Annotated in this window: 12 protein-coding genes and 1 tRNA gene; 1 reads left to right on the top strand and 12 read right to left on the bottom strand. The window is 66.3% G+C overall.

What is annotated here, in order from left to right; genetic code table 11:
* Positions 1-121: 121 nt before the first annotated feature.
* The 3 genes from fusA to rpsL are packed head-to-tail and all read right to left on the bottom strand — an operon-like array spanning position 122 to position 3,078.
* Positions 122-2,197 (bottom strand): elongation factor G, encoded by a 2,076-nt coding sequence (fusA, locus tag PKE78_RS18490; RefSeq protein WP_271202406.1) that lies wholly within the window; start codon positions 2,195-2,197, stop codon positions 122-124.
* Positions 2,198-2,224: 27 nt separating this feature from the next.
* The gene (gene rpsG, locus PKE78_RS18485; RefSeq protein ID WP_271202405.1) at positions 2,225-2,695 is read right to left on the bottom strand and encodes a 30S ribosomal protein S7; all 471 of its coding nucleotides are present in this window, start codon (positions 2,693-2,695) and stop codon (positions 2,225-2,227) included.
* 11 nt (positions 2,696-2,706) lie between these two features.
* The gene (gene rpsL, locus PKE78_RS18480) at positions 2,707-3,078 is read right to left on the bottom strand and encodes a 30S ribosomal protein S12 (RefSeq protein WP_271202404.1); all 372 of its coding nucleotides are present in this window, start codon (positions 3,076-3,078) and stop codon (positions 2,707-2,709) included.
* A 385-nt stretch (positions 3,079-3,463) separates the two neighbouring features.
* Between rpsL and PKE78_RS18475 the strand changes: the two genes are divergently transcribed.
* A complete protein-coding gene (locus tag PKE78_RS18475) occupies positions 3,464-4,654 on the top strand; it encodes an MFS transporter (RefSeq protein WP_271202403.1) in 1,191 nt (396 codons plus the stop codon).
* 145 nt (positions 4,655-4,799) lie between these two features.
* Here the strand turns inward: PKE78_RS18475 and rpoC are convergent, their stop codons facing one another.
* From rpoC to PKE78_RS18430, 9 genes are all read right to left on the bottom strand, one after another.
* Entirely contained in the window at positions 4,800-8,999 is a 4,200-nt protein-coding gene (gene rpoC, locus PKE78_RS18470) for a DNA-directed RNA polymerase subunit beta' (protein ID WP_271202402.1), read from the bottom strand.
* Between the two features lie 129 nt (positions 9,000-9,128).
* Positions 9,129-13,247 (bottom strand): DNA-directed RNA polymerase subunit beta, encoded by a 4,119-nt coding sequence (rpoB, locus tag PKE78_RS18465; RefSeq protein ID WP_271202401.1) that lies wholly within the window; start codon positions 13,245-13,247, stop codon positions 9,129-9,131.
* A gap of 266 nt (positions 13,248-13,513) precedes the next feature.
* A complete protein-coding gene (gene rplL, locus PKE78_RS18460) occupies positions 13,514-13,891 on the bottom strand; it encodes a 50S ribosomal protein L7/L12 (RefSeq protein ID WP_271202400.1) in 378 nt (125 codons plus the stop codon).
* 49 nt (positions 13,892-13,940) lie between these two features.
* Positions 13,941-14,459: a 50S ribosomal protein L10 gene (gene rplJ / locus PKE78_RS18455; RefSeq protein ID WP_271202399.1), complete on the bottom strand. Its 519-nt coding sequence runs from the start codon at positions 14,457-14,459 to the stop codon at positions 13,941-13,943.
* 331 nt (positions 14,460-14,790) lie between these two features.
* Entirely contained in the window at positions 14,791-15,489 is a 699-nt protein-coding gene (gene rplA / locus PKE78_RS18450) for a 50S ribosomal protein L1 (protein WP_271202398.1), read from the bottom strand.
* Positions 15,490-15,491: 2 nt separating this feature from the next.
* Complete coding sequence (rplK, locus tag PKE78_RS18445; protein ID WP_271202397.1) at positions 15,492-15,923, bottom strand: 50S ribosomal protein L11; 432 nt, start codon at positions 15,921-15,923, stop codon at positions 15,492-15,494.
* 115 nt (positions 15,924-16,038) lie between these two features.
* Positions 16,039-16,599: a transcription termination/antitermination protein NusG gene (nusG, locus tag PKE78_RS18440; protein ID WP_271202396.1), complete on the bottom strand. Its 561-nt coding sequence runs from the start codon at positions 16,597-16,599 to the stop codon at positions 16,039-16,041.
* Positions 16,596-16,793: a preprotein translocase subunit SecE gene (secE, locus tag PKE78_RS18435; RefSeq protein ID WP_271202395.1), complete on the bottom strand. Its 198-nt coding sequence runs from the start codon at positions 16,791-16,793 to the stop codon at positions 16,596-16,598. The genes nusG and secE overlap by 4 nt, the downstream gene beginning before the upstream one ends.
* Positions 16,794-16,936: 143 nt before the next feature.
* A tRNA-Trp gene (locus tag PKE78_RS18430) sits at positions 16,937-17,013 on the bottom strand.
* Between the last annotated feature and the right edge of the window lie 205 nt (positions 17,014-17,218).

Below are 17,218 nucleotides of genomic sequence, written 5' to 3'. Positions count from 1 at the left end.
GACCAATCGTGCCAATGTTGCAATGCGGCTTCGTCCGCGCGAACTTTTCCTTGGCCATGGCGAAGGCTCCGTTCTTTTCTCTAGATCGTCTCTAAGGGGTTCGTCGTAACTCGCTGCAGGATCAGGCGTACTTCGCCTGAACCTCCTGCGCGACGTTGGACGGAACCTGCTCGTAGTGGTCGAATTCCATGCTGTAGTTCGCGCGGCCCTGGCTGAACGAACGCAGCGTGTTGATGTAGCCGAACATGTTGGCGAGCGGCACCATGGCGTTCACCACGTTGGCGTTGCCGCGCATGTCCTGGCCCTGGATCTGGCCGCGGCGGGAGTTCAGGTCGCCGATGACCGAGCCGGTGTAGTCTTCCGGGGTCACGACCTCGACCTTCATCACCGGCTCGAGCAGAACCGCGCCGCCCTTCTGCAGGGCCTCGCGGAACGCCGCGCGGGACGCGATTTCGAAGGCGAGAGCCGACGAGTCGACCTCGTGGAACGCGCCGTCGACCAGCTCGACCTTCACGTCGACCACCGGGAAGCCGGCGACCACGCCGGAGCCCAGCACCGACTCGAGGCCCTTCTGGACGCCCGGGATGTACTCTTTCGGGACCGCGCCGCCGACGATCTTCGAGGCGAACTCGAAGCCCTTGCCGGCCTCGTTCGGCTCCACGCGGAACTTCACGCGGGCGAACTGGCCGGTGCCGCCGGTCTGCTTCTTGTGGGTGTAGTCCACGTCGACCGGCTTGGTCAGCGTCTCGCGATAGGCCACCTGCGGCGCGCCGATGTTGGCGTCGACCTTGTAGGTGCGCTTCAGGATGTCGACCTTGATGTCGAGGTGAAGCTCGCCCATCCCCTTGAGGATGGTCTGGCCGGACTCGGCGTCGGTCGAGACGCGGAAGGACGGATCCTCGGCCGCGAGCTTCGACAGGGCGATGCCCAGCTTCTCCTGGTCCGCCTTGGTCTTGGGCTCGATCGCGATCTCGATGACCGGCTCCGGGAACTCCATACGCTCCAGGATGACGGCCTTGTTCGGGTCGCACAGCGTGTCGCCGGTGCGGACTTCTTTGAGGCCGGCCAAGGCGACGATGTCGCCGGCGTAGGCTTCCTTGATGTCCTCGCGGTTGTTCGCATGCATGAGCAGCATGCGGCCGACGCGCTCCTTCTTGTCGCGGGTCGAGTTCAGCAGGGTCGAACCCGACTCCAGCTTGCCCGAGTAGACGCGGCAGAAGGTGATGGTGCCGACGAAGGGGTCGTCCATGATCTTGAACGCGAGCACCGAGAGCCCGGCGTCGTCGGAGGGCTCGCGGGTGACCGGCTCTTCGGTCTTGAAGTCGATGCCCGACACCGCGCCGCGATCGAGCGGGGACGGCAGATAATCGACGACCGCGTCGAGCAGCGGCTGGACGCCCTTGTTCTTGAAGGCCGAGCCGCACAGCACCGGCGTGAAGGCGCGGGTCAGCACGGCCTTGCGCAGCAGGGCCTTGAGGGTCGCCTCGTCCGGCTCCTCGCCCTCGAGGAACTTCTCGAGCGCGGCGTCGTCGAGCTCGACGGCCCGCTCGATCATCGTGTTGCGGTACTCAACGGCCTGATCGACGAGATCGGCCGGGATCTCCTCGTCGCGGAAGCTCGCGCCGAGGTTCTCGTTCTCCCACACGACCGCCTTCATGCGGACGAGATCGATAATGCCCGCGAACGCGCTCTCGGCGCCGATCGGGAGCTGGATCGCGACCGGCTTGCCGGCGACGCGGGTGTCGATCTCCTTCACGCAGCGGAAGAAGTCTGCGCCGATCTTGTCCATCTTGTTGACGAACACGATGCGCGGCACTTCGTACTTGTCGGCCTGGCGCCACACGGTCTCGGTCTGCGGCTCCACGCCGGCGTTGCCGTCGAGGACGCAGACGGCGCCGTCGAGCACGCGCAGCGAACGCTCGACTTCAATGGTGAAGTCGACGTGGCCCGGCGTGTCGATGATGTTGAGACGCTTGTCGTTCCAGAAGGTCGTGGTCGCGGCGGACGTGATCGTGATGCCGCGCTCCTGCTCCTGCTCCATCCAGTCCATCGTCGCGGCGCCGTCGTGGACTTCGCCGATCTTGTGGGACTTGCCGGAATAAAACAGGACGCGCTCGGTCGTCGTCGTCTTGCCGGCATCGATGTGGGCCATGATGCCGAAGTTACGATAGTCTTCGATCGCGTGGGAGCGGGCCATGATCTTGGTCCTTCAGTCTCTGCTCGATTACCAGCGGTAGTGCGAGAACGCGCGGTTCGCTTCCGCCATGCGGTGCGTGTCCTCGCGCTTCTTCACCGCGGAGCCACGGTTGTTCGAGGCGTCGATGAGCTCAGCCGACAGACGGTCGACCATGGTCTTCTCGTTGCGGGCGCGGGCCGAGGCCAGCAGCCACCGCAGCGCGAGCGCCTGACGGCGCTCCGGACGAACCTCGACCGGGACCTGGTAGGTCGCGCCGCCGACGCGGCGGGAGCGGACTTCAAGCGCCGGAGCGATGTTGTCGAGCGCCTGATGGAACACGGCGACCGGGCTCTGCTTCAGCTTGGTCTCGACGGTGTCGAACGCGCCGTAAACGATGCTCTCGGCGGCCGACTTCTTGCCGTGCTTCATCACGGTGTTCATGAACTTCGTGACCACGATGTCCCCGAACTTCGGATCGGGATGAACTTCGCGGCGCTCGGCGGAGTGACGACGGGACATGTCTTAGAACCTCACTTCGGCCGCTTGGCGCCGTACTTCGACCGGCGCTGCTTGCGGTTCTTGACGCCCTGCGTGTCGAGCACGCCGCGGAGGATGTGGTAGCGAACGCCCGGAAGGTCCTTCACGCGGCCGCCGCGGATCATGACCACCGAGTGCTCCTGGAGGTTATGGCCCTCGCCGGGGATGTAGCCGATGACCTCGAAGCCGTTCGTGAGACGAACCTTGGCGACCTTACGAAGCGCCGAGTTCGGCTTCTTCGGGGTCGTGGTGTAGACGCGCGTGCAAACGCCACGCTTCTGCGGGCACGCTTCGAGCGCCGGAACCTTGTTGCGCGCCGTGGGCGCCTGCCGCGGCTTGCGGATCAACTGGCTGATGGTGGGCATCGTTGGCCTGACCGTTCCTTCGTAAACCGGCGTTCCGCACGCCCGAAAAGCCTCGGACGCGCAAAACGAAATGACGCCGGCCTTCGGGGGTCCGAAGGCGAGCGTCGCTCCTTGCAGAGGACCAACGACGACGAGCGCCGGGGTCATGAACCGCAACTGACCGTGTGGTCGCGGCAGCGTCTAAGCCCGGAAGGTCGCAGCGATTGGACCGCTTGCGACGGCGTGGGCTTACCGCCTGCCGAAGAGTGGGGCGCTTCTACCCCGCGAGTCGGGCTTAGTCAACACCGCGCGCCGAGAACTTGACGGAGTTCTAACGCATGGGGCCTATCTCGACATCGCGCGGCGCCGCGAATGGCGCCGGCGGACAGACCGAAAGCCCTCGCCGATGCCGTCGCCCGCACACTCCACCCGCGTGATCGCATTCGTCAATGTCGCGCATGCGCTCGATCACTACGTTCTGCTGATCTACCCGACGGCGGTGATCGCCATGGCCGGCGACCTGAGGCTCGACTACGGGCCGCTGATCGCCCTCGCCACCGGCGCCTTCGTGGCGTTTGGCCTGTTCGCGCTGCCGATGGGGTGGCTCGCCGTACGGTTCGGACGCCGCAATCTGCTCGCCGTGTTCTTCTTCGGCTGCAGCGCCTCGCTGGCCGGGCTCAGCTTCAGCGCGACGCCGACGGCGATCGCGGTCTGGCTGTTCGTTCTCGGCGCCTTCACCGCGATCTACCATCCGATCGGCGCCTCGATTCTCGTGAGCCACGCCTCGTCGCTCGGCCGGGCGCTCGGGTGGAACGGCGTGTTCGGCAATGTCGGCACGGCCTTCGCGGCCGGCGGCACGGCGTTGCTGGCGAGCGCCTTCGGCTGGCGTGCAGCCTTCCTTGTTCCCGCCGCGGTCTGCCTTGCGGTCGGGCTCGCCTATGTCGCGCTCGCGCCGGCCGACGACCAGCGGGACGAGCGGCGCGCCCCGGCGCCGGCCTCGGGCGGATTCCGGCTGTCCCTGCCCGTGCTTCTCACGCTTTTCGGCGCGGCGCTCGTGGCCGGCGGCATGACCTTCAACATCACCAGCATCGCGCTGCCGAAGGCGGTCGACGAGCGGCTCGGCGTCGCGGTTCCGCTCGTCGTCACCGGCTGGCTCGTCACCGGCGTTTTCCTGTTCGGCGCGCTGACCCAGTTGGTCGTGGGGCGGCTGGTCGACCGCTTCCCGCTGCCCACCATTTTCGTCGGCCTTTCGGCGCTGCAGCCGCTCGGCCTCGGGATCGCGGCGGCGACCGAAGGGGCGCCGATGCTGGCGGGCTTAGCGCTGACGATCGCAGCCATCTACGGCCAAGTGGTCGTCAACGACGCCATGGTCGCGCGCTACACCCCGCCTCATCTGCGCACCAAGGCCTACAGCGTGCGCTATTTCCTCGGCTTCACCGTCAGCGGCTTCGCCGCGACCCTGATCGGCGCGACGCACAGCTCCGGGGGCTTCGGGATGACCTTCGCCATCGCCGCAGCTTTCGGCGCCGTGATCTTCGGCGTCGCGATCGCCTTCTTCCTCGCGGCGCGCCCGGCCGCGCCCGCTCCGGCGGAGTAAGACGAGGCCCAGAACGGGCGCCGCCCTCGGGAGCGGGACAGCTCCGCCGGGCCGCGCAGGTGTCACGTCAAAGAAAAGGCCGCCGGCGAACCGGCGGCCTTTCTTCGTTCAGGACCAGGCAGGGGCGGAATGAACCGCCCTCGCCTCACTCAGCGGCGTCGGAGGCCGGCAGCAGGGCTGCCGCTCCCGACGGGACGCCGGCTTCCTGCGCCTTCTGAGCGAGGATGAGTTCGTCGCGATGCGTCGCGATCTCGCGCACCTTGTTCATCACCGAGCCGGTGCCCGCCGGGATCAGGCGGCCAACGATGACGTTCTCCTTCAGGCCCTCAAGGTCGTCCACCTTGCCGTTGACGGCCGCCTCGGTGAGGACGCGGGTCGTCTCCTGGAAGGAGGCGGCGGAGATAAACGAGCGGGTCTGCAGGCTCGCCTTGGTGATGCCAAGTAGCACCGGATGGCCGACCGCGGGCTTCTTGCCCTCGGCGAGCATCTTGGCGTTGACGTCGTCGAACTCCATCCGGTCGACCTGCTCGTTGGTGATCAGGTCGGTGTCGCCGGCGTCGGAAATCTCCACCTTCTGCAGCATCTGGCGAACGATCACCTCGATGTGCTTGTCGTTGATGGTCACGCCCTGGAGCCGGTAGACCTCCTGGATCTCGTTGACGAGGTAGGCCGCAAGCTCCTCCACGCCCTTGATCGCCAGGATGTCGTGCGGCGCCGGGTTGCCGTCGACGATGTAGTCGCCCTGCTCCACGACGTCGCCGTCCTGAAGATGGACGTGCTTGCCCTTCGGGATCAGGTACTCGACCGGCTCGCCGCCGTCGCTCGGGATGAGCGTGAGGCGACGCTTGTTCTTGTAGTCCTTGCCGAACTGAACCGTGCCGGAGATCTCGGCGATGATCGCCGCGTCCTTCGGACGACGCGCCTCGAACAGCTCCGCCACGCGCGGCAGACCGCCCGTGATGTCGCGGGTCTTGGCGCTCTCGGTCGGGATACGCGCGAGCACGTCGCCGGCTTTGACCTCGCCGCCCGGCGAGACCGACAGGATTGCGTCCGCCGCCAGCAGGTAGCGCGCCTCGCCGCCCTTGGCGGGCTTGGCGATCTTGCCGTCCGCGCCCTGGACGACGATCGCCGGCTTGAGGTCGGCGTTGCGGGTCGACGTGCGCCAGTCGGTCACGACACGCTTGGTGATGCCCGTGGCCTCGTCCGACGTCTCCTTCACGGAGGCGCCTTCGACGAGATCCTCGAACGCCGCCTTGCCGTCGACCTCGGTGAGGATCGGACGGGTGTACGGGTCCCATTCGGCGATGCGCTGGCCGCGCTTGATCTTGTCGCCCTCATCGACCCGGAGCTTCGAGCCGTACTGCAGGCGATGCGTCGCGCGCTCCGTGGTCCCGTCGGCGTCGACGATGATCACCGCCACGTTGCGGCCCATCACGATCAGATCGCCGTCCGAGTTCCGGGCGACGTTGCGGTTGCGCAGCTTGACCGAGCCCTCGAACGAGCTTTCGAGGAAGGACGAGTCCGCGAGCTGCGCCGTACCGCCGATGTGGAACGTGCGCATGGTGAGCTGCGTGCCCGGCTCGCCGATCGACTGCGCCGCGATGACGCCGACCGCTTCGCCGTGGTTGACCGGCGTGCCGCGCGCGAGGTCGCGCCCGTAGCAGGCCACGCAAACGCCGACCTTGGTCTCGCAGGTCAGCACCGAGCGGATGCGGATTTCCTGCACGCCCGCCGCCATCACCTGCTCGACGTCCTTCTCGGAGAACAGTGTGTTCTTCGGGACGATGAGCTCACCCGACGCCGGGTGCAGCACATCCTCCGCCGCAGTGCGGCCCAGGATGCGCATGCCGAGCGTCGCGACGATCTGGCCGGCGTCGACCACGGGCCGGACGCGGATGCCCGCCTCCGTGCCGCAGTCGTCTTCGGTGATGATGCAGTCCTGCGCCACGTCGACGAGACGACGGGTCAGGTAGCCCGAGTTCGCCGTCTTGAGCGCCGTGTCCGCGAGACCCTTCCGGGCGCCGTGCGTCGAGTTGAAGTACTCGAGCACCGACAGGCCTTCCTTGAAGTTCGAGATGATCGGGCTCTCGATGATTTCGCCGGACGGCTTGGCCATAAGGCCGCGCATGCCGGCGAGCTGCTTCATCTGCGCCGGCGAGCCGCGGGCGCCCGAGTGGCTCATCATGTAGATCGAGTTGATCTGCTTGGTGCGCCCGGTCTCCTTGTCCACCTGAACGGCGGAGATGCGCGCCATCATCTCGTCGGCGATCTTGTCCGTGCACTTCGCCCAGGCGTCGACCACCTTGTTGTACTTCTCGCCTTGGGTAATCAGGCCGTCCTGGTACTGCTGCTCGTATTCCTTCGCGAGCGTGCGGGTGTCGTCGACGATCTTCGTCTTGGTCTCCGGCACGACCATGTCGTCCTTGCCGAACGAGATGCCGGCCTTGAACGCGTTGTGGAAGCCGAGCGACATGATGCGGTCGCAGAAGATGACCGTGTCCTTCTGACCGCAGTTGCGGTAGACGGTGTCGATCATGTTCGAGATTTCCTTCTTCGTCATCAGCTTGTTGACGACGTCGAAGGTCAGCTTCGCGGTCTTGGGCAGCAGCTGGCCAAGCATCATGCGGCCGGGGGTGGTCTCGTAGACCTTGGCGACCTGATTGCCGTCGGCGTCGATGCCGACATGACGGCCCTTGATTTTGGTGTGCAGCGTGACCGACTTGGTGAACAGGGCGTGCTCCAGCTCGCCCATGTTCGCGAAGGCCATGCCCTCGCCCGGCTCGTTGTCGCGCATTAGCGTCAGGTAGTAGAGGCCGAGCACGATGTCCTGCGACGGCACGATGATCGGCTGGCCGTTCGCGGGGTGCAGGATGTTGTTGGTCGACATCATCAGGACGCGCGCCTCCAGCTGAGCCTCGAGGCTCAGCGGAACGTGCACGGCCATCTGGTCGCCGTCGAAGTCGGCGTTGAACGCGGCGCAGACCAGCGGATGAAGCTGGATCGCCTTGCCCTCGATCAGCACCGGCTCGAAGGCCTGAATGCCGAGGCGGTGCAGCGTCGGGGCGCGGTTCAGCATCACCGGATGCTCGCGGATGACCTCGTCCAGGATGTCCCAGACTTCCGGCTTCTCCTTCTCGACGAGCTTCTTCGCCTGCTTGACGGTGGCCGACAGGCCCTTGGCGTCAAGCCGCGAGTAGATGAACGGCTTGAACAGCTCGAGCGCCATCTTCTTCGGCAGGCCGCACTGGTGCAGCTTCAGCTCCGGGCCGACCACGATGACCGAACGGCCGGAGTAGTCGACGCGCTTGCCGAGAAGGTTCTGGCGGAAACGGCCCTGCTTGCCCTTCAGCATGTCGGACAGCGACTTCAGCGGACGCTTGTTGACGCCCGTGATGACGCGGCCGCGGCGACCGTTGTCGAACAGCGCGTCGACGGCCTCCTGCAGCATCCGCTTCTCGTTGCGGATGATGATGTCCGGCGCGCGCAGCTCGATCAGCCGCTTCAGGCGGTTGTTGCGGTTGATGACGCGGCGGTAGAGATCGTTGAGGTCCGACGTCGCGAACCGGCCGCCGTCGAGCGGCACCAGCGGACGCAGGTCCGGCGGGATCACCGGCACGACGGTCATGATCATCCAGTCGGGCTTGTTGCCGGACTCGATGAAGGCCTCGACGATCTTCAGGCGCTTGGCGAGCTTTTTCGGTTTGAGCTCGGTGGTCGCCTCCGCGATCTCGACGCGGATGTCCGCCGCCATCTTCTCGAGGTCGAGCGCGCGTAGCAGCGACTGGATCGCCTCCGCGCCGATCTGCGCGGTGAAGGCGTCCTCGCCGTACTCGTCCTGGGCGTGGAGGTACTCCTCCTCGGTGAGAAGCTGACGGTCCTTGAGCGGGGTCAGGCCGGTCTCGAGGACGACGTACTTCTCGAAGTAGAGGATCGCCTCGAGATCCTTCAGCGTCATGTCGAGCAGAAGGCCGATGCGCGACGGCAGCGACTTGAGGAACCAGATGTGCGCGACGGGAGCCGCCAGCTCGATATGGCCCATGCGCTCGCGGCGGACGCGCGACAGCGTGACTTCGACGCCGCACTTTTCGCAGATGACGCCCTTGTACTTCATCCGCTTGTACTTGCCGCACAGACACTCGTAGTCCTTGATCGGACCGAAAATGCGCGCGCAGAACAGGCCGTCACGCTCGGGCTTGAACGTGCGGTAGTTGATCGTCTCCGGCTTCTTGATCTCGCCGAACGACCAGGAAAGGATCTTTTCCGGGCTCGCGATCGAGATGCGGATCTGATCGAACGTCTGGGCAGGAACCTGCGTGTTGAAGAGATTCATCACTTCCTGGTTCATCGCCGTCTCCTTCCGCGAGACCGAAGGCAGCCGCCGCCAAGCGCCGCGAGGTCCGCATAAAATCCCAAATCGACGGCGGGCGGGCTCATCGAGCCCGTCCGCCGAACGGTCGACCTATGGAGGCCGCCGTCATTCCGCCGCGTCGGCGGGGGGAAGCTCGTTCGCGGCGCGCTTCGACGTGTGGAGGTCCACGTTCAGGCCGAGCGAGCGCATTTCCTTGACGAGCACGTTGAAGCTTTCGGGGATGCCCGCCTCGAAGGCGTCGTCGCCGCGCACGATCGACTCGTACACCTTGGTGCGGCCCGCCACGTCGTCGGACTTCACCGTCAGCATCTCCTGCAGCGTGTAGGCCGCGCCGTACGCCTCGAGCGCCCACACCTCCATTTCGCCGAAGCGCTGGCCGCCGAACTGCGCCTTGCCGCCGAGCGGCTGCTGGGTGACCAGCGAGTACGGGCCGATCGAGCGGGCGTGGATCTTGTCGTCCACCAGATGGTGCAGCTTCAGCATGTAGATGTAGCCGACGGTGACCTGCCGGTCGAACGTATCGCCGGTCCGGCCGTCGAACAGCGTCACCTGGCCGGAGGTGTTCACGCCGGCCTGGTCGAGCATGCGCTCGATGTCGGCCTCCTTGGCGCCATCGAACACCGGCGTCGCGATCGGGACGCCGCGCCGAAGGTTCTCGGACATCTCGACGAGTTCCTTCTCGTCGAGCTCCTTCACCTTCGGATCGTCGCCGTACACGACGTCGAGCGTCGACTGCAGCTCGTTGATTCCGGCGCCGGCGCGGTACGCGTCGATCGCCTCACCGATCTTGCGGCCGAGACCCGCGCAGGCCCATCCGAGATGGGTCTCGAGAATCTGCCCGACGTTCATGCGGCTCGGCACGCCAAGCGGGTTCAGCACGATGTCGACATGCGTGCCGTCGTCGAGGAACGGCATGTCCTCGACCGGAACGATGCGCGAGACCACGCCCTTGTTGCCGTGCCGGCCGGCCATCTTGTCGCCCGGCTGGATCTTGCGCTTCACCGCGATGAAGACCTTGACCATCTTCATCACGCCGGGGGGCATCTCGTCGCCGCGCTGCAGCTTCTCGACCTTGTCGAGGAACCGCTGCTCGAGCCGCTTCTTCTGCTCGTCGTACTGGGCGCGCATGGCCTCCAGCTCGGACATCATCTTGTCGTCCGAGACGGCGATCTGCCACCACTGCGAGCGCGGCGCCTCCGTCAGGATGTCGCGCGTGAGCTCGACGTCCTTCTTGATGGTCTTCGGCGCGGAGATGACGGTCTTGCCGACCAGCATTTCGGCGAGGCGCGCATAGGTGTTGCGGTCGAGGATCGCGAGCTCGTCGTCGCGGTCCTTGGCGAGCCGCTCGATCTCCTCGCGCTCGATCGCCTGGGCGCGCTCGTCCTTGTCGACGCCGTGGCGGTTGAACACGCGCACTTCGACGATCGTGCCGGTGACGCCCGGCGGCACCCTCAGCGAGGTGTCGCGCACGTCCGAGGCCTTCTCGCCGAAGATCGCGCGGAGGAGCTTCTCCTCCGGCGTCATCGGGCTCTCGCCCTTCGGCGTGATCTTGCCGACGAGGATGTCGCCCGCCTGCACTTCCGCGCCGATGTAGACGATGCCGGCTTCGTCGAGGTTCTTCAGCGCCTCTTCCGACACGTTCGGAATGTCGCGCGTGATCTCCTCCGGCCCGAGCTTGGTGTCGCGGGCCGAGACCTCGAACTCCTCGATGTGGATCGAGGTGAAGACGTCGTCGGAGACGATCTTCTCGGAGAGAAGGATCGAGTCCTCGAAGTTGTAGCCGTTCCACGGCATGAAGGCGACGAGCACGTTCCGGCCGAGCGCCAGCTCGCCGAGCTCGGTCGACGGGCCGTCGGCGATGATCTCGCCCTTTTTCACGACGTCGCCGACGCGGACCAGCGGCTTCTGCGTGATGCAGGTGGACTGGTTGGAGCGCTGGAACTTCATCAGACGGTAGATGTCGACGCCGGGCTTCGACGCGTCGCTCTCCTCCGTCGCGCGGATGACGATACGGGTGGCGTCGACCTGGTCGATCACGCCCGAACGCCGCGCGGCGATGGCCGCGCCGGAATCGCGCGCCACCACGGCCTCCATGCCGGTGCCGACGAACGGCGCGTCCGCCTTCACGAGCGGAACCGCCTGACGCTGCATGTTCGAGCCCATGAGAGCGCGGTTGGCGTCATCGTTCTCAAGGAACGGAATGAGCGCGGCCGCGACCGAGACGAGCTGCTTCGGCGACACGTCCATGTAGTCGACGCGCTCGAGCGGCACGAACACCACTTCGCCCATGTGACGGCAGACGATCAGGTCGTCGGTGAAGCGGCCCGAAGCGTCGAGCACGGCGTTCGCCTGAGCGACGTGGTGCTTCGATTCCTCGACCGCGGAGAGGTAGTGCACCTCGTCCGTCACCTGCCCGTCGCGCACCTTGCGGTACGGAGCCTCGATGAAGCCGTACTTGTTCACGCGCGCGAAGGTTGCGAGCGAGTTGATCAGGCCGATGTTCGGACCTTCCGGCGTCTCGATCGGGCAGATGCGGCCGTAATGCGTCGGATGCACGTCGCGCACCTCGAAGCCGGCGCGCTCGCGCGTCAGACCGCCCGGCCCGAGCGCCGAAAGGCGCCGCTTGTGGGTGATCTCGGACAGCGGGTTGGTCTGGTCCATGAACTGCGAAAGCTGCGACGAGCCGAAGAACTCGCGAACGGCGGCCGCCGCGGGCTTCGCGTTGATCAGGTCCTGCGGCATGACGGTGTCGATCTCGACCGACGACATGCGCTCCTTGATGGCGCGCTCCATGCGGAGCAGGCCGACCCGGTACTGGTTCTCCATGAGCTCGCCGACCGAGCGCACCCGGCGGTTGCCGAGATGGTCGATGTCGTCGATCTCGCCGCGGCCGTCACGCAGGTCCACCAGCGTCTTGATGACGGCGAGGATGTCTTCCTTGCGCAGCGTGCGATGGGTGTCAGGCGCGTCGAGGTCGAGGCGCATGTTCATCTTCACGCGGCCGACCGCCGAGAGGTCGTAGCGCTCTGAGTCGAAGAACAGCGACTGGAACATCGCCTCGGCGGTGTCGAGGGTGGGCGGCTCGCCCGGGCGCATGACCCGGTAGATGTCGAACAGCGCCTCTTCACGCGTGGCGTTCTTGTCGACCGCCAGAGTGTTGCGGATGTAACCGCCGACGTTGACGTGGTCGATGTCGAGCAGCTTTAGTTCGGTCGCGCCGACCTCCTTGAGCTGCTCGAGCAGCTTCGGGGTGACTTCGTCGCCGGCCTCGGCCCAGATCTCTCCGGTCTGCAGGTCGACGAGGTCTTCGGCGACGTACTGTCCGACCAGCTCCTCGTCCGTGATCTTGAGGTCCTTGACGCCCTTCTCGGAGATCAGGCGAGCCTGCCGGACGGTGAGCTTGCGGCCGGCTTCGAGCACGACTTCGCCGGTGTCCGCGTCGACGAGGTCGACTGCGGCGTTCAGGCCCTTCAGCCGCGCGCCGTCGAACGGCGTGCGCCAGGCGTCGCCGTCGCGGGTGAAGACGACCTTCTTGTAGAAGGTGTCGAGGATGGCCTCGCCGTCCATGCCGAGCGCGAACATCAGCGACGTCACCGGGATCTTACGGCGGCGGTCGATGCGCGCGTAGACGATGTCCTTGGCGTCGAACTCGATGTCGAGCCAGGAACCGCGATACGGGATGATCCGGGCGGCGAACAGCAGCTTGCCCGAGGAGTGCGTCTTGCCCTTGTCGTGGTCGAAGAACACGCCCGGCGAACGGTGCATCTGCGAGACGATGACGCGCTCGGTGCCGTTGACGATGAAGGTGCCGTTGTCCGTCATGAGCGGCATGTCGCCCATGTAGACGTCCTGCTCCTTGATGTCCTTGACGGAGCGGGCGCCGGTCTCCTCGTCCACGTCGAACACGATCAGGCGCAGCGTCACCTTGAGCGGGGCCGCGAAGGTCATGCCGCGCTGACGGCACTCGTCGACGTCGTACTTCGGCTGCTCGAACTCATAGGACACGAACTCGAGCATCGACGTGTTCGAGAAGTCGGAGATCGGAAACACCGACTTGAACACCGTCTGCAAGCCTTCGTCCGGCCGTGCGCCCTTGCCGTCGAACAGAAGGAACTGGTCATAAGACGCCTTCTGAACTTCGATGAGGTTCGGCATTTCCGCTACTTCACGGATCTTGCCGAAGAACTTGCGGACACGCTTGCGGCCGGTGATCGTATGAGCCATCGTCTTCCTCATCCATGCCGAGGGGCACGCCTGAACCAAAAACCGGACCGAAGCGGCGCTCGGCTCTTGGTTCAGGCGCGGCGGATCCGCTCGGACGCGCGGAACCCGCTCAGTGACGCCGCCGGGACGGTTCCCGGAAGGCGCTTAAGCCGCGGAGGACGCGGCGCCATCGGCGCCGTCCTCCGCGGCTTTTTCGCGGCGCGACGGGCGAGGCCGAAGCCCCGTCCGCGCGGCAGATCAACCGCGGGCGAGAAGCCCGCGAGCGATCACTTGAGCTCGACCTTGGCGCCAGCCTTCTCGAGCTGGCCCTTGAGCTTCTCGGCCTCGTCCTTGCTCACGCCTTCCTTGACCGGCTTCGGCGCAGCCTCGACGAGGTCCTTGGCTTCCTTGAGGCCGAGGCCGGTGATCGCGCGGACCTCCTTGATGACCTCGATCTTCTTCTCGCCAGCGGCCGCGAGCACGACCGTGAACTCGGTCTGCTCCTCGACCGGGGCCGCCGCGGCGCCGCCGCCGGCCGGGCCAGCGACCGCGACCGCAGCCGCGGCCGAGACGCCCCACTTCTCTTCGAGCAGCTTCGCGAGCTCAGCCGCCTCGAGAACCGTCAGGTTGGACAGTTCGTCGACGATCTTCGTCAGATCAGTCATTGTTTTACGTCCTTCAGTTCGAACCAGGTTTTAAGTTTGAAGAACGGCTTCACGCCGCCTCGTCTCGATTGGCGTAGGCCCCGAACACGCGCGCGAGCTTTGCAGCAGGCGCGGTGGACAGCTGCGCGAGCTTGGTCGCGGGCGCCTGGATGAGGCCCACGAGCTTGGCGCGCAGTTCGTCGAGCGACGGCAGCGTGGCGAGAGCCTTGACGCCGTCGACGTTCAGGGAAGTCGCGCCCATCGCGCCGCCCAGGATCACGAACTTGTCGTGACCCTTGGCGAACTCGACCGCGACCTTGGGCGCCGTCACCGGATCATCGCTGTAGGCGAGGATCGTGGGACCCGTGAGCAGGGTCCCGAGGTGGGCGACGTCCGTGCCTTCGAGAGCGATTTTGGCAAGCCGGTTCTTCGCGACCTTCACGCTCGCGCCAGCCTCCCGCATCTGCCGACGAAGCGTCTGCATCTGCGCGACGGTCAGGCCCGAATAGTGAGCGACGACGATGGCCCCGGAGTCCGAAAACACCGAGTTCAGCGTCGCAACCGCTTCACGCTTTTCTGCGCGGTCCACGTGCTCTCTCCGGTTGACGATCCGGCCCGAAGGCTGGTGGATCGCCGGGTTGCTACGACCGCTCCGAAGTCCCTTGCGGAACCACGGAACGGCGGCTTCACGCCTGTCCGCGCGCGACGCGAAGAACGCCGCGGCGATGGTTCGAACCGGTCGGACGGGCCGCTCGCGCGGGCCGAAACGTCCGGTCTCCCCGTCTATGCCGGCCCCCGTGCTCGGAGCTTAAGGCCGTCCCCGTGGACGGCCGCCTGCGGTCTCGGACAGGTCGGCGATGCGGACGAAGACGCCCGCGCCGCCTAGCGCCCGGGAAAACCCCGGGCGAATTCGTTAGACGTCAGGCGCCGAGAACGGTCGCCGGCTCGACGTGCACGCCCGGGCCCATGGTCGAGGACACCGAAATGCGCTGAACGTACTGGCCCTTGGCGCCCGTCGGCTTGGCCTTCACCACGGCGTCCGCGAACGCCTTGATGTTCTGCACCAGCTTCTCGGAGTCGAACGACGCCTTGCCGACGCCGCCATGGATGATGCCGGCTTTTTCGACGCGGAACTCGACCGCGCCGCCCTTGGCGGCCTTCACGGCGCCCGCGACGTCCATGGTCACGGTGCCGACCTTCGGGTTCGGCATCAGGCCGCGCGGGCCCAGCACCTTGCCGAGACGGCCGACGAGCGGCATCAGATCCGGGGTCGCGATGCAGCGGTCGAACTCGATCGTGCCGCCCTGGACGATCTCGAGCAGATCCTCGGCGCCCACCACGTCTGCGCCGGCGGCCTTGGCCTCCTCCGCCTTCGGGCCGCGGGCGAACACGCCGACGCGGACCGTGCGGCCGGAGCCGTTCGGGAGCTGGCACACGCCGCGAACCATCTGGTCGGCGTGACGCGGATCGACGCCGAGATTGATCGCGACCTCGATGGTCTCGTCGAACTTGGCGACAGCCCGCTCCTTCACGAGGCTGATCGCCTCGTCGAGGCCGTAGAGCTTCTCGCGGTCGATGCCCTCACGGACCTTCGCAATGCGCTTCGCAAGCTTCGCCATGGTCAGCCCTCCACCTGCAGGCCCATCGAACGGGCCGAGCCCGCGATCATCGCCGCCGCCGCCTCGACGGTGGAGCAGTTCATGTCGGCCATCTTCTTCTCCGCGATCTCGCGGAGCTGGGCCTGGGTCACCTTGCCGACCGGCGCAGCCTTGCCGGTGGTCTTGGAGCCCGACTTGACGCCAGCGGCCTGCTTCAGGAAGTAGCTGACCGGAGGCGACTTCATCACGAAGGTGAAGGAGCGGTCCGCGTAAGCGGTGATGACGACCGGAATCGGCATCCCCTTCTCGAGCTGACCCGTCTGCGCGTTGAACGCCTTGCAGAACTCCATGATGTTCAGACCGCGCTGACCGAGCGCCGGGCCGATCGGCGGCGACGGGTTGGCGGAGCCCGCGGGCACCTGCAGTTTGATGTAACCTGTGATCTTCTTAGCCATTTTCGCTCACTCGCCGGGATGCGTCCGGTCGCAACCGCCGCATCGTTGAGCCGTGGTGCGGAGACGGCCGCCCGGCGACGCGCGCCGGAGCCCTCCTCCCACAGCCGGGAACGGATCAGACCTTTTCGACCTGCCCGTATTCGAGATCGACGGTCGTCGCGCGACCGAAGATCGAAACGTCGATCTTGAGGCGGGCACGCGCCTCATCGACGTCCTGCACCACGCCCGAGAACGAGGCGAACGGCCCGTCGGAGACGCGCACGTTCTCGCCCACCTCGAACGACACCGACGGCTTGGGTCGCTCGATGCCCTCCTGCACCTGCTGCAGGATGCGGCCGGCCTCGGCGTCCGAAATCGGCGACGGCTTGTTGTCCGCCCCGAGGAAGCCGGTCACCTTCGGCGTGTTACGGATCAGATGGTACGCCTGATCCGTCAAATCCATCTTCACCAGCACGTAGCCGGGGAAAAACTTGCGCTCGGCGTCGACCTTCCGCCCGCGGCGCACCTCGACGACCTTCTCGGTCGGCACGAGGATCTCTTCGAAGAGGTCGGACAAGCCGGTCTGCTCGGCCTTCTCGCGGATCGAATCCGCGACCTTCTTCTCGAAGTTCGAATAGGCGTGCACGATGTACCAGCGCTTGCGCCGGCCGCCGGCCGTTTCCCCGGCAACGCTCATTGGCCGAGCCCCAGAACCAGCGTCACAGCGGTGCGCAGGATCATGTCGGCGAAGAAAAAGAACACGCACGCCACGAACACGAACACGAACACCATGACCGTCGTGATCGCCGTCTCGCGGCGGGTCGGCCAGACCACCTTCGCGGTCTCGGCGCCCACTTCCTGCATGAATTCGATCGGGTTGGTCTTCGCCATCGCTACCGTATCACGTCCAAAAGGGGCGCAGTCCGCGAGGGCCGCACCCCGTCCACTTCTGTTCACCACCACGGCGCGTCGCCCTGCGCCCTGCTCCGTCCCCGACAGCTGTTAGGCCGTCGCGCTGGTCTCCCTCTTGCGCGTGGCAGGAGTGGAGGGACTCGAACCCCCAACCCCCGGTTTTGGAGACCGGTGCTCTAACCAGTTGAGCTACACTCCTACGCGCAGGGGTCTTGGGCGGGGCGCTTCATATGCCACGCCCAAGGGCTGTCCGCAACCACCCCCGGACAGCCTTATCCGCAGAAAGCGCGCCGTTCGCGCCTTCCGGAGAAGCCGCCGCCGCATAACGGCGACGGCCGCTTCGGATCACTCGATGATGGATGCGACGACGCCTGCGCCGACGGTGCGGCCGCCTTCGCGGATGG

This window comes from Methylopila turkensis, from assembly GCF_027922325.1.
GTDB classification, from domain to species: domain Bacteria; phylum Pseudomonadota; class Alphaproteobacteria; order Rhizobiales; family Methylopilaceae; genus Methylopila; species Methylopila turkensis.
The sequence above is the reverse complement of the archived record's forward strand: the minus strand, read 5'-3'. Positions and strand labels throughout refer to the sequence as shown.